This is a genomic window from Rhodococcus sp. NPDC003383 (assembly GCF_053589115.1).
The window spans coordinates 71674-85009 of record NZ_JBSFRG010000024.1 but is presented as its reverse complement, the minus strand read 5'-3'; the positions used below and the strand labels follow the sequence as shown (position 1 = coordinate 85009).

11 protein-coding genes and 1 tRNA gene are annotated in these 13336 nt (G+C 68.9%); 9 read left to right on the top strand and 3 right to left on the bottom strand.

The annotated features are described in order from the left end of the window. Nucleotides 1–86: 86 nt before the first annotated feature. Nucleotides 87–1154 (top strand): MBL fold metallo-hydrolase, encoded by a 1068-nt coding sequence (locus tag ACWDTS_RS20170; RefSeq protein WP_450110079.1) that lies wholly within the window; start codon nucleotides 87–89, stop codon nucleotides 1152–1154. 221 nt (nucleotides 1155–1375) lie between these two features. Here the strand turns inward: ACWDTS_RS20170 and ACWDTS_RS20165 are convergent. Then, nucleotides 1376–1458, bottom strand: a tRNA-Leu gene (locus tag ACWDTS_RS20165). 203 nt (nucleotides 1459–1661) lie between these two features. On the opposite strand from ACWDTS_RS20165, the gene ACWDTS_RS20160 reads away from it, so the two are divergent. The 7 genes from ACWDTS_RS20160 to pknB all read left to right on the top strand — a co-directional run bounded on the left by ACWDTS_RS20160 (nucleotide 1662) and on the right by pknB (nucleotide 11463). Next, nucleotides 1662–2954: a DUF3662 and FHA domain-containing protein gene (locus ACWDTS_RS20160; protein WP_450110080.1), complete on the top strand. Its 1293-nt coding sequence runs from the start codon at nucleotides 1662–1664 to the stop codon at nucleotides 2952–2954. A 157-nt stretch (nucleotides 2955–3111) separates the two neighbouring features. Next, nucleotides 3112–3573 (top strand): FHA domain-containing protein FhaB/FipA, encoded by a 462-nt coding sequence (locus ACWDTS_RS20155; RefSeq protein WP_072809145.1) that lies wholly within the window; start codon nucleotides 3112–3114, stop codon nucleotides 3571–3573. Beyond that, on the top strand, nucleotides 3570–5087 hold the full coding sequence (locus tag ACWDTS_RS20150; protein WP_450110081.1) for a protein phosphatase 2C domain-containing protein: 1518 nt from the start codon (nucleotides 3570–3572) through the stop codon (nucleotides 5085–5087). Before ACWDTS_RS20155 ends, ACWDTS_RS20150 begins: the two co-directional genes overlap by 4 nt. Then, on the top strand, nucleotides 5087–6535 hold the full coding sequence (locus tag ACWDTS_RS20145; protein WP_197257164.1) for an FtsW/RodA/SpoVE family cell cycle protein: 1449 nt from the start codon (nucleotides 5087–5089) through the stop codon (nucleotides 6533–6535). Before ACWDTS_RS20150 ends, ACWDTS_RS20145 begins: the two co-directional genes overlap by 1 nt. Beyond that, a complete protein-coding gene (locus ACWDTS_RS20140) occupies nucleotides 6532–8016 on the top strand; it encodes a peptidoglycan D,D-transpeptidase FtsI family protein (RefSeq protein WP_197257162.1) in 1485 nt (494 codons plus the stop codon). The genes ACWDTS_RS20145 and ACWDTS_RS20140 overlap by 4 nt, the downstream gene beginning before the upstream one ends. A gap of 1 nt (nucleotide 8017) precedes the next feature. Further along, a complete protein-coding gene (locus ACWDTS_RS20135; protein ID WP_197257160.1) occupies nucleotides 8018–9562 on the top strand; it encodes a protein kinase domain-containing protein in 1545 nt (514 codons plus the stop codon). Then, nucleotides 9562–11463 (top strand): Stk1 family PASTA domain-containing Ser/Thr kinase, encoded by a 1902-nt coding sequence (pknB, locus tag ACWDTS_RS20130; protein WP_450118888.1) that lies wholly within the window; start codon nucleotides 9562–9564, stop codon nucleotides 11461–11463. Before ACWDTS_RS20135 ends, pknB begins: the two co-directional genes overlap by 1 nt. A gap of 85 nt (nucleotides 11464–11548) precedes the next feature. On the opposite strand, the gene ACWDTS_RS20125 is transcribed toward pknB, so the two are convergent. After that, entirely contained in the window at nucleotides 11549–12211 is a 663-nt protein-coding gene (locus ACWDTS_RS20125) for an aminodeoxychorismate/anthranilate synthase component II (RefSeq protein ID WP_450118887.1), read from the bottom strand. A 21-nt stretch (nucleotides 12212–12232) separates the two neighbouring features. Then, nucleotides 12233–12958, bottom strand: a complete 726-nt coding sequence (locus ACWDTS_RS20120; protein ID WP_248674575.1) for a DUF881 domain-containing protein — start codon at nucleotides 12956–12958, stop codon at nucleotides 12233–12235. 101 nt (nucleotides 12959–13059) lie between these two features. Here ACWDTS_RS20120 and crgA point away from each other — a divergent pair, with 101 nt between their 5' ends. Beyond that, the gene (gene crgA / locus ACWDTS_RS20115) at nucleotides 13060–13323 is read left to right on the top strand and encodes a cell division protein CrgA (RefSeq protein ID WP_197257153.1); all 264 of its coding nucleotides are present in this window, start codon (nucleotides 13060–13062) and stop codon (nucleotides 13321–13323) included. Nucleotides 13324–13336: the final 13 nt, after the last annotated feature.

Here is a 13336-nt window from a genome sequence, read left to right as displayed (position 1 = left end):
GAAACCGCTCACGTTGTTGCATGAGCGAATTCGCATTCACCGCGTGGATTCTCGGATCAGGATCGCTGTCGCCCTAGACTGCGCCCATGTCCTCGTATGCGATCAGCCGCCGGACCTTCGTGGCTGCGGCGGCCGCCGCAGCCGTCGCCGTCGTGACCCCGGCGCGGCCGGTGGCCTCTGCCGAGCCGAATGCGAACCCGACGATCGCTGCCCGCCAACGATTCTTCGGAGCCGAGCACGTCGACCCGCGCACCGGAGGAGTGGATCCCGACAAGGTGATCCTCTCGTGGTTCGGGGTGACGAGCTTCGCGATGGCGATCGCCGGGGACGTCTTCCTTCTGGACGCGTGGGTGCCTCGCGGGGAGTTCTCGAATCGTGTGCCGACGAGCCCCACCGAACTGGCAGCGTTGGCGCCGAGCCACATCTTCATCGGGCACGGACACTTCGACCATGCCGCCGACGCAGCCGAGATCGCGTCACTGTCCGGCGCGACGATCGTCGGCACCGAGGAGCACTGCCGGGAACTCGACGAGCAGGCCGCCACGGACCTGCGGACGCATCCGTTGTCCCTGGATCGGACCGAATTCACGCTGGGCGGTGTGACCGTGCGCGCGGTGCGGCACCTGCACTCCGGACTGCGCGCACCCCGGGGCGAGCAGGCCCCGCTCGTCCTCGCGCCCGACTTCACGCCGACCGTCGAGCACCCCCCGACGCTCCAGGATCTGCAGCACCTGGCGGACCACGCCGGCGACGAGGAGGGCGGCTCGTTGCTGTATCAGTTCGAGGTCGGCGGCTTCGTGCTCACCTGGCACGACAGTTCGGGGCCGCTCGTCACCGACGCACCACAGGTCCTCGACACCCTGCGGGAGTTGCCCGCCTCATCGGTGCAGATCGGGTCGATCCAGGGCTACAACCAGTACACGAACGGCCTCGGCGACACACTCGACTACATCCGGGCGCTGCGCCCGTCCGTGTTCGTCCCCTCTCATCACGACAACTGGCTCCCACCCGTCTCCGCGCCCGCCGCCGCGTACGAGCCGCGGTTGCGCGAGGCAGTGGCGAGCCTGCCGAATCCACCCGAGGTGCGCATGCTCGTCGATCCGACGGACTATCTGCGCCCCTCTCTGCTGACGTTCGACCTGACGACGAGGTGACACCGACCCGCAATTGCTGCTGTCGCGCTCGATCCACGGCGCGATTCGGAATTCGCCCACACTGCAGCGTGAGCGAATTCGCACTCACCGCGTCGATTGCCGGATCGATATCGAACGGCCGATCGGAATCGAGCCGCTATCGACCGCACATACGAAAACGAGGTCACGACCTCTTTCGAGTTCGTGACCTCGTTCGTCGCAGTTCGTGGAACTGCTCTCTGTGGGCGAAGGGGGACTTGAACCCCCACGTCCCGAAGGACACTGGCACCTGAAGCCAGCGCGTCTGCCATTCCGCCACTCGCCCGAGCGACTGGAGAACAGTAACACATCATCCCCGGATATAACGATTCGCCTGGTCAAGGCGGGTTTCTCGGGGTCCAACGACAGGGCTCGGTACCGAGTTGGACAATCGCTCACGATCCTCCGAGCCGGATCGGACGAAAAGTCGATACCATGCAGGGGCGAGAACTGCATCGCGACACGCACAGACCTGGGAAGGGGGCCGCCATGGGTATCGCGCAGCGTTTCGAACGCAAGCTTCAAGCCGCAATCGGCGACGCGTTCGCGCGCGTCTTCGGAGGCGGTGTGGTCCCCCAAGAGGTCGAAGCCGCGCTTCAACAGGAAGCGACGGATGGTGTCCAGCAGCTCGATCGTGGGCTCATGCTCGCACCGAACAAGTACGTCATCACCATCAGCGAATCCGATCATGAGGCCCTGGCAGCAGACAGGGACTTGACGGTGAAGGCATTCTCCCGTCACCTTGAGGACTTCATTCGCGAACAAGGGTGGCAGACCTACGGTGAGATCAATGTTGCCTTCGAGTCGTCGTCGGCGCTGCACACAGGGCAGTACCGCACTCGCGGCTCGGTCGATCCCGATACCGGGCGCTCACCGGCGCGCGCCCCGGCCTCGCGTTCGCCCCAGAATCGCCCGACCGTGAAACCCGACCCAGGAGTTGCCCCCATGACGCAAAACCCCGGCTACGAACCCGGCCGCGAGCCCGCCGATCGCGCGGAGCCGCAGTACGCGCGCAACGGTCACGCGCACGTCGGTCAGGAGCAGCGCTACGCGCAGGGTTACGGCCAGCAGGGCGGCTACGGCCAGCCCGCCGGTGCCGCGGGTTACGACCAGGGTTACGCCGATCAGGGCTACGACCAGCAGGGTTACGCCCAGCAGGGCGGCTACGACGACCGCAACTACGGTGGCGGCTACGACCAGCAGCAGGCCTACAGCCAGGAGTACGGCCGCGACTACCAGCAGCCCTACGGCGACAACCGTTACCAGAACGGCTACGGCCAGCCCGGTGGCTACGACCAGGGCTACGCCGACCAGGCCTACCAGCCGCAGCCGTACGGCCAGCAGGCCTACGGCAACCAGGGCTATGCAGACCCGGGTTACGCGGATCAGGGTCAGGGTTACGACCAGCAGGGTTACGGCCAGCAGGGCGGCTACGACGACCGCAACTACGGTGGCGGCGCCGCCTACCCGCCGGCCGGTGCTCCCGCGGGTCGTGTGCTGACCGCGACCCTCCAGCTCGAGGACGGCAGCGGCCGCTACTACCAGCTCCGCGAAGGCAGCAACATCATCGGCCGCGGCCAGGACGCCCAGTTCCGGCTCCCGGATACCGGCGTGTCACGTCGCCATATCGACATCCGCTGGGACGGCGCGGTCGCGATGCTGTCCGATCTCGGTTCCACCAACGGCACCACCGTCAACGGCGCGCCGGTGCAGGACTGGCAGCTCGCCGACGGCGATGTGGTCCGTGCCGGTCACTCGGAGATCCTGGTCCGCATCCTCTGAACGGGATTCGACACCGAATCGGACCCGACTCGAGACCTGTCCGACGCGTAGCCGACGCGTCGGACGATGCGTCGAGTCGTACACAGTCCGTATTGTGGGTGACCTCAGCACACCGGATGCGAGTGCGCCGGTCGATCATGCCGAAGGAGGATGAGCCGTGCAGGGGCTGATTCTGCAGCTGACCCGGGCGGGTTTCCTCCTCCTGCTGTGGCTGTTCATCTGGGCTGTTCTGCGCACACTGCGCTCGGACATCTACGCCGGCGCCGCCCGGCCGCTGCCTCGCTATTCGGGCAAGCAGTCGGTGCTGCCGTCGCTGAGTCGCAACAAGACGGCGAAGTACCTGGTGGTGACACAGGGTGCGCTCGCCGGCACCCGCATCTCGCTGGGCACCCAGCCGGTGCTGATCGGACGTGCCGACGATTCGACGCTCGTGCTCACCGACGACTACGCCTCCACCCGCCACGCCCGGCTCTCGCCACGTGGCTCCGACTGGTACGTCGAGGACCTGGGTTCCACCAACGGGACCTATCTCGATCGTGCGAAAGTCACCACCGCTGTCCGCGTACCCCTCGGCACCCCGGTCCGGGTCGGGAAGACCGTGATCGAGCTCCGCCCGTGACCCTTGTATTGCGATACGCCGCCCGCAGCGACCGGGGTTTGGTCCGCTCCAACAACGAAGACTCCGTGTACGCCGGGGCACGTCTGCTCGCGCTCGCCGACGGCATGGGCGGCCACGCCGCCGGTGAGGTCGCCTCACAACTGATGATCGCGGCGCTCGCCCACCTCGACGACGACGAGCCGGGCGAGGACCTGCTCGGCAAGCTCGCCGCCGCGGTCCGCGAAGGCAACGCCTCCATCGCCGATCAGGTCGAGGAGGAACCCGAACTCGACGGCATGGGCACCACGCTCACCGCGATCCTGTTCGCCGGCAGCAAGCTGGGCCTGGCCCACATCGGCGATTCGCGCGCCTACCTGCTGCGCGACGACCAGCTGACCCAGATCACCCGCGACGACACCTTCGTGCAGTCCCTCGTCGACGAGGGTCGCATCACCGCCGAGCAGGCGCATTCGCATCCGCAGCGGTCGCTGATCATGCGGGCGCTGACCGGCAGTGAGGTCGAGCCGACCCTCACGGTGCGCGAGGTGCGCGTCGGCGACCGTTACCTGGTGTGCTCGGACGGTCTGTCCGACGTGGTCAGCGACGAGACGATCGCCAACACGATGCGCGAGGGCACCCACGACGAGTGCGCCGACCGCCTCATCGAACTGGCGTTGCGCAGCGGCGGCCCGGACAACGTCACCGTCGTCGTCGCCGACGTCATCGACCTGGACTACGGGCAGAGTCATCCGATCGTCGCAGGCGCAGCGTCCGGTGAGGACGAGGACACTCCCCCGCCGAACACCGCAGCCGGTCGCGCCGCGGCGATGCGCCCGCCGCGTGCCACCCCGAAGCGGGTGATCAGCGCGCCCGAACCCGAACCGAAGCGCAAGCGCAGCCGCCTGTGGTGGATCATCGGGGCGATCGTCGTACTGGCGCTGCTCGCGGCCGGCCTGGTCGTGGGTCGCACGATGATCCGCAACTACTACTACGTCGGCGCCGACGACGGCCGGGTCACCGTGCTGCGGGGCGTGCCCGGCAACGTGCTCGGCTACTCGTTGCAGGAACAGGCGCTCGTGGGATGCGTCACCGACGAGGGCATGCTGACGCTGATGGAACCCGACCACGCCAACTGCCGGGTCATGGTCGTCGACGATCTGCAGCCCGCCGCGCGCGAGCAGGTGCGGGCCGGTCTCCCCTCCGGCAACCTGGACGACGCGAAAGCGCAGATGGGCCGGCTCGTCGACGGTGATCTGCTTCCGGTGTGCATCGAGGAGAAGCCGGCACCGGCACCGGTTCCCGCGCCCGCCTCTGCGGCGCCGGCTCCGGACGGCACGGCTGCCCCGGCACCCGCGCCGGACACCCCGACGACCCCCGTTGCCCCGCCCCCTGCCGAGGCCGCAGCGCCCGCACCGGTAGTTCCGGCGCCGGGCCAGACACCCGTCACCGCCGCCCCGCCCGCTCCGGAGCAGACACCCTCCCCGACCCCGGCCGTACCGCAGGTACCGGGCCAGAACTGCAGGGTGGGAGCCTGATGTCGGTGTCTCACGTCGCGGGGGCTTTCCCGAGCCCACCGGGTGGATTTGCCCCTGCGCCACTGCAGTCCACCCGCCGCAACACCGAACTCCTGCTGATTCTCGCCGCGATCGGCATCACGCTGGTGTCGCTGATGCTCGTCGAGGCCAGCCAGGAACAGGCTCTCACCTGGGACCTCGCCAAGTACGGGCTGACGTACGCCGCGCTGTTCCTCGTCGCGCATCTGGCGGTGCGTCGATTCGCGACGTACGCCGACCCGCTGCTGCTGCCGATCGTGGCGCTGCTCAACGGACTCGGCCTGGTCCTGATCCACCGCCTGGACCTCGCCGACGCGGAGAACGCCCGGTTCATGGGCAATCCCATCCCGTCGCCCGACGCGAACCAGCAGGTCCTGTGGACCGCGCTGGCCATCGCCGGGTTCGTCGCGGTGCTGGTGCTGCTGCACGACTACCGGCTGCTCGCCCGCTACAGCTACACCCTCGGCCTGATCGGCCTGGTCGCGCTGGCCATCCCGGCGCTGCTGCCGTCGAGCCTGTCCGAGGTCAACGGCGCGAAGATCTGGATCCGGCTGCCCGGTTTCAGCATCCAGCCCGGCGAGTTCTCGAAGATCCTGCTGATCATCTTCTTCGCGTCGGTGCTCGTCGCGAAACGTGACCTGTTCACGACCGCCGGCAAGCACTTCCTCGGCATGGATTTCCCGCGCGCCCGCGACCTCGGCCCGATCCTCGCCGCGTGGATCCTGTCGATCGGCGTCATGGTGTTCGAGAAGGATCTGGGCACCTCGCTGCTGCTCTTCACGACGGTGCTGGTGATGCTCTACATCGCCACCGAACGGGTGGGCTGGCTGCTCATCGGCTTCGGTCTGCTCGCCGTCGGCTTCTTCTTCGCCTACCAGATGTTCGGGCACGTGCGGGTGCGGGTGCAGACCTGGCTCGACCCGTTCGCCGACTACGCGAACACCGGCTACCAGATCTCGCAGTCGCTGTTCGGCATGGCGACCGGCGGTGTCGGCGGCACCGGCCTGGGCAGCGGCCGGCCCGCTCAGGTGCCGTTCGCGAAGACCGACTTCATCGTCGCGGCGATCGGTGAGGAACTGGGCCTCATCGGCCTGGCCGCGATCCTGCTGCTGTTCCTCGTCCTGATCGTGCGGGGGCTGCGCACTGCGCTGGCGGTGCGCGACAGCTTCGGTAAACTGCTCGCCGCAGGCTTGTCGTTCACCCTCGCGATCCAGCTCTTCGTGGTCGTCGGCGGTGTCACCAAGCTGATTCCGCTGACGGGCCTGACCACCCCGTTCGTCTCCTACGGCGGATCGTCGCTGCTCGCGAACTATCTACTGCTGGCGTTGTTGATGAAGATCTCGCACTCGGCCCGCGAACCCGTCCTCCCCCGCAAGAAGCCTGCGCCCCCGATCGCGGACGCGCAGACGGAGATGATGGGGCGCGAATGAACGGTCCTCTCCGCAAGGTCGCGATGGCCGTGATGTTCCTGGTCGCCGCTCTCCTCGCCAACGCCACGTACGTGCAGGTGATCAAGGCCGACGATCTGCGCACCGATCCGCGGAACTCGCGGGTGCTGATCGACGAGTACTCCCGCCAGCGCGGCCAGATCTCCGCGAGCGGGCAGGTGCTGGCGGTATCGGTGCCCACCGACAGCCGCTACAAGTACCTGCGCACCTATCCGGCCACCCCGGAGCAGCCGATGAGCCCGCTCGCGTACGCACCGGTCACCGGCTTCTACTCGATGCAGTACGGCAGCACCGGCCTGGAACGGTCCGAGGACGCCGTCCTCAACGGGTCGGACAGCCGGCTGTTCGGGCGCCGCTTCTTCGACCTGGTGTCGGGACGCGACCCGCGCGGCGGGAACGTCGTCAGCACCATCGACCCGATGATGCAGCAGGTCGCCTACGACGAACTGACCGCCAAGGGTTACACGGGTGCGGTCGTCGCGATCGAACCGAGTACCGGCAAGATTCTGGCGATGGTGAGCACACCGAGTTACGACCCGAACCGGCTGTCCGGGCACGACGGGGCCGCCACCAGCGCCGCCTGGGACGAACTCAACGCCGACCCGGACAAGCCGATGCTCAACCGCGCGGTGTCGCAGACCTACCCGCCGGGTTCGACGTTCAAGGTCGTGGTCACCGCCGCTGCCCTCGCGAACGGGGTGAGCCCGGAGGACCGGTTCACCGCCGCCCCGAACATCACGCTTCCGGACACGACAACGACACTCGAGAACTACGCCGGTTCGACGTGCGGTTCCGAACCGACCGCGACGCTGCGCGAGGCGTTCGCCCGCTCGTGCAACACCGCGTTCGTCGAGATGGGAATCAACACCGGCAGGGAGGCTCTCGCGGCGCAGGCCGAGGCGCTCGGAATCGGCGAGGACATGTCGATTCCGCTGTCTGTGGCAGAAAGCACAATCGGTCCGATTCCGGACGGTGCGGCACTCGGACAGTCCAGCATCGGGCAGCGCGACGTGGCCCTGACTCCGCTGGAGAACGCGGTGATCGCCGCGACCGTCGCGAACGGTGGGGTGCGCATGAAGCCGTACCTGGTGGAGCAGTTGCAGTCCCCTGACCTGTCGGTTCTCGCCGAAACGGTGCCGGAGTCGGCCGGCCAGGCGATCGCCCCGGAGGTCGCCGCGACCCTCACGGACCTGATGATCGGCGCCGAGAACTTCGCGGGCGGCGCGGGCAAGATCCCCGGCGTCCAGATCGCGTCCAAGACCGGCACGGCCGAGCACGGCAGCGACCCCCGTAACACTCCGCCGCACACGTGGTATATCGCCTTTGCGCCCGCGCAGCAGCCCACGGTTGCGGTAGCGGTGATCGTGGAGGACGGCGGCGACCGGGCGCTCGCGGCCACCGGCGGCTCCGTGGCCGCGCCCATCGGACGGGCCGTCATCTCGGCCGGATTGCAGGGAGGCTGACATGGCTGTGAACAGCGGCGCCATGATCGCCGACCGCTACCGACTGCAACGGCTCATCGCGACCGGCGGCATGGGCCAGGTGTGGGAAGGACTCGACACGCGGCTCGACCGCCGGGTCGCGGTGAAGATCCTCAAGGCGGAACTGTCGGACGACCCCGACTTCCTGACCCGCTTCCGGTTCGAGGCCCGCACCACCGCCCAGCTCAACCATCCCGGTATCGCCGGGGTGTTCGACTACGGCGAGATCCGCGACGCCGAAGGCCAGTCGATCGCCTACCTGGTGATGGAGCTGGTGCACGGGGAACCGCTCAACGCGGTGCTCGCGCGCGTCGGCCGCCTGTCGCTGGGGCACAGCCTCGACATGCTCGAGCAGACCGGCCGCGCGCTGCAGGCCGCGCACAACGGCGGTGTCGTGCACCGCGACGTGAAGCCGGGCAACATCCTCATCACGCCGACCGGCCAGGTCAAGATCACCGACTTCGGTATCGCGAAGGCCGTCGACGCGTCCCCGGTGACGCGTACCGGCATGGTGATGGGCACCGCCCAGTACATTTCGCCGGAGCAGGCTCTCGGTCAGGAGGCGACCTCCGCGAGCGACGTGTATTCGCTGGCCGTCGTCGGCTACGAGGCCCTGTCGGGCCGGCGGCCGTTCCTCGGCGACAGCGTCGTCACCGTCGCGATGAAGCACGTGCAGGAGGTGCCCGCGCCGCTGCCTACGGATCTGCCGGCCGGCGTGCGCGAGGTCATCGAGATCGGCATGGCGAAGGACCCTGCGCACCGCTATTCCAGCGGCGGCGAGTTCGCCGACGCGATCGCGGCGGTCCGCGCGGGGCGTCCCGTGCCACCGCCCGGCAACGTACCGCCGATCACCAACGCCAACCGCGTGCTGCCGCCCGGGGTGCCGGGCACGGCGCCGCCCACCGCGTCCACCCGGGCCATGACGACGCCGCCGCAGGCCTACACCGGCGACGTGTATTCGGGGGCGACCCCGCCGCCGCAGACCCCGTACACGGGACCGAACTATGCGACGGGCACGCAGCCCCCGATCGGCGATTCCGGGAACGGCCGCTCCTCGAAGGCGCTGCTGTGGGCCGCGGGTATCGCGCTCGTGCTCGCAGCGATCGCGCTCGGCGTCGTGCTGTTCGACCGGGCCGGCTCGGACGAACCGGTGCCCGGTCCGTCGCCGACGACGCAGATCACCACGACGCCCCGGCCGACGACCACCACGACGCGGCCACCGGTGACCACGACGACCGAGGAGCCGACGATCCCGGTGCCACCACCGGTGACGACGATCCCGCCGACCACCACACCGCCGCCGCCGACCACGACCCCGCCGATCACCACGACTCCGGAACCGACCACCACGACTCCGGAACCGACGACGACAACGACCACGACCACCACCGCCACGACGACCACGACCACCACCACGACCGCACCGGCCGGCGGTGGCGGTACCGGGGGTGAGAACGGTGGCGGGGAAGTCGAACCCGGGGCCAACGACAATACGAATTCGAACACCGAGCCGGAAACAGGAACGTGATGACCACACCGCGCAAGCTCTCCTCCCGCTACGAGCTGGGTGAGATCCTCGGCTTCGGTGGTATGTCCGAGGTTCACCTGGCTCGCGATCTCCGGCTCGGTCGCGACGTGGCGATCAAGGTCCTGCGCGCCGACCTCGCCCGCGACCCCACGTTCTACCTGCGGTTCCGCCGGGAAGCGCAGAACGCGGCGGCCCTGAACCACCCGGCGATCGTCGCCGTCTACGACACCGGTGAGGCCGAGACCGAGACCGGCCCGCTGCCGTACATCGTCATGGAGTTCGTCGAGGGCGAGACGCTGCGCGACATCGTGCGGGGCACGGGTCCGATGGCGCCGAAGCGGGCGATGGAGATCATCGCCGATGTCTGCGCGGCCCTGGACTTCAGCCACCGCAACATGATCGTGCACCGCGACGTCAAGCCCGCGAACGTCATGATCAACAAGGCCGGCGCCGTGAAGGTCATGGACTTCGGCATCGCCCGCGCCATCTCGGACGCGGCGAGCCCGATGACGCAGACGGCCGCGGTGATCGGCACCGCCCAGTACCTGTCGCCGGAACAGGCGCGGGGCGAGCAGGTCGACGCCCGCTCCGACGTCTACTCGGTGGGCTGCGTGCTCTTCGAGATTCTCACCGGCGAACCTCCCTTCAAGGGTGATTCGCCGGTCGCGGTGGCCTACCAGCACGTGCGGGAGGATCCGCCGCTGCCGTCGTCGGTGAATGCCGCGGTGCCGCCGGAACTGGATTCGGTGATCCTGAAGGCCATGGCGAAGAACCCCGCCAACCGGTACCAGAGCGCCGCCGAGATGCGCAGCGACCTGATCCGGGTGCTCAGCGGGCAGCGGCCCAGCGCACCGATGGTGATGACCGACGACGAACGCACCACCTTCCTCGGTGCCGTCGACACCGGCTCGAACTACCGGGACAGCGCGGCACCGGCCGGGGCGGCTTCGTCGGGTGGTTCCGGTGGCGGCGGCGCGGTCGCCAAACGCATCCTGCTGGGTGTGGCCGCGGCGGTCGTCGTCGGCATCGTCGGGGTGTTCCTGTGGTCGCTGGGGCCCGGATCGTCCGCGGCTCAGGTTGCGGTGCCCGACGTGCGAAATCTCGCGCAGCAGGTCGCCGAGGCCCAGCTCCAGGACGCGGGTTTCCGCGTGGCCGTACAGCCGAAACCGGACGCGGTGGTCGCGACCGGCAACGTCATCAACACCCGCCCGGTCGCCGGCTCGCAGGTCGAGGAGAACTCGACGGTGACGCTGGAGGTGTCCAGCGGGCCCGAGCAGGTCGAGGTCCCGAGGCTGAGCGGGATGAGCCGGCAGGAGGCCGCGGAGGCACTCGCCGACGTCGGGCTCCGGCTCGACACGAACGTGCTGAAGGCACCCTCCACGGAGGCGCAGGTCGACACGATCGTCAAGCAGGAGCCGTCGTCCGGCAGCAGCGTCGACCGCGACAGCGCCGTCACCATCACCCTGGGTTCCGGACCGGAGCAGGTCCGGGTGCCGAACGTGGCCGGCCAGACCCTCGACGTCGCGCGGGAGAACATCGAGAGCGCCGGCTTCACCGTCGTGGTCGAGCAGGTCGAATCCGGTCAGACCGAGGGCACCGTCGTCTCGACCAGTCCGACGGGCGGCGCCAGCGCCACGAAGGGCCAGAGCGTCACGATCCAGGTGTCCAACGGTGACCGCGTCGAGATGCCGGTGATCACGAACCGGTCGGTGTCCGAGGCTCTGGCCGCGCTGCGGGCCGCGGGCTGGACGGGATCGGCCTCACAGCTGCAGCAGACCCGTGAGGCGACGCTCGCCCCGGAACTGGTCGGCATGGTCATCACCCAGCAGCAGCCTCCGGGCTCGGAGATCTCCAAGACGGAGACCATCACGGTCGGGGTCGGGGCCCTGGGAATCCGGTAACGCTGTCCGGTAGCAGCTTTGAACGAGCAGGGGCTCGGGCGTGGTGCCCGAGCCCCTTCGTTCGTTCCGGGACGGTTCCGTCCGGTCAGGCCGCTCCACCGTCGAGAGCACGGGCCATCTCGGCTTCGAGCTGCGCGACGAGCCCCTCCTCCGGGGCCTGTCCGCACACCGTCAGCCAGTTGGCGAGCATCCGGTGACCGCCCTGCGTGAGCACCGACTCCGGATGGAACTGGACACCGTGGATCGGCAGCCGGGTGTGCCGCAACGCCATCACCACACCGGATTCGGTGTGTCCGGTCGGTTCCAGCTCGGCCGGCATCGTCTCCGGCAGCACCGTCAGCGAGTGGTAGCGGGTCGCGGTGAACGGATCGGGCAGGCCCGCGAGGACCCCGGTGCCGTTGTGGTGCACCAGGCTGGTCTTGCCGTGCAGCAGTTCGGGGGCCCGGTCGACGGTCGCGCCGAACGCGACCCCGATGGACTGGTGCCCCAGGCACACCCCGAGCAGCGGCGTTTCGGTGTCCGCGCACGCCTTCACGAGGTCGATGCTCGCTCCCGCCCGTTCCGGGGTGCCCGGGCCGGGGCTCAGCAGGATGCCGTCGTAGTCCTTCGCGGCGGCCGTGAGGGCGCCGGGCGCGGTGAGGCGTTCGTCGTCGTTGCGCCAGACGTCCGCTCGCGTCCCGAGCTGCCCCAGATACTGGACCAGGTTGAACACGAAGCTGTCGTAGTTGTCGACCACGAGAATGCGCATGGGAGGAAGCGTACCGACCGGTCAGCGAACGGTCGCGCTGCCGGTGTAGGCAGGGACGGTCAGATCGTCCGACGCCTGCTGCGTGTACCCCAGCCCGAACCGCGCCGCGTACTGCTTGTACACGTTGATGCCCGGTTCCGCGGCGAGTGCTGCCTCGAGCCGCGCGCGGTCGCCGAGCGCGGTGATCACGTACGGCGGGGAATAGGTGCGACCGTGCAGCAGCAGCGTGTTGCCGATGCAGCGCGGCGCCGACGTCGCGACGATCCGCTGGTCCTGCATCGCGATCGCCTCGGCACCGCCCGCCCACAGGGCGTTGAGCACACTCTGCACGTCCTGCTGGTGGACCACCAGGTCGTCGGGTGCGGCGTCGGTCGGATAGCGGCCGTCGGGTCCGCGCGGTGCGTCGGTGAGGGTGACGGTGATTCCCGGCCCCCGGCGGGCGGTCAGTCCCGCCGGATCCGCGAGGGCGTCCGCCTCGGACAGCACCTCCGCGACGTCGCCGTCGGTGGCCGCGGCCTGATTCTGCAGGGCGGCGACGCGGTCGGCGAGATCGTCACGCAGTTCGCCGAGCTCGTCGACCTGCAACTGCGCGGCCCGGACGAGATCGGACAGGCGGGTGGAGTCGGAGGCGCGCAGTTCGTCGCCGTCGGAGACGCCGCGAGTGGTACCGAGCAGCAATCCGGCGACCAGGGACACGGCCAGGACCGCGGAACCCCAGGCCAGCGTGCGTATCCGCCCGTCGGGCACCCGAGCCTCCCCTCGCCGGTCTGCGTTAGCGTGTACTGGAAACGTAGCTGCCCAACCTACTCTGCCCGCCACGCGGGCGGTTCCGCACGAGCGAGGACATCATGCCCAAGTCGAAGGTCCGGAAGAAGAGCGATCAGCCGCTCAAGTCGGTGAGCCGCACTCCCGTCAAGGTCAAGGCCGGGCCGTCCAGCACCGTGTACGTCGCGGTGATGCTGGGGCTGATGATCCTGGGCCTGCTGTGGCTGGTCGTCTACTACCTGGCCGCCGAACAGATCTCGTGGATGAACGATCTGGGCGCGTACAACTTCCTCATCGGATTCGGTCTCATGGTCGTTGGGCTGATCATGACCATGAAGTGGCGCTGAGATTACACAATTG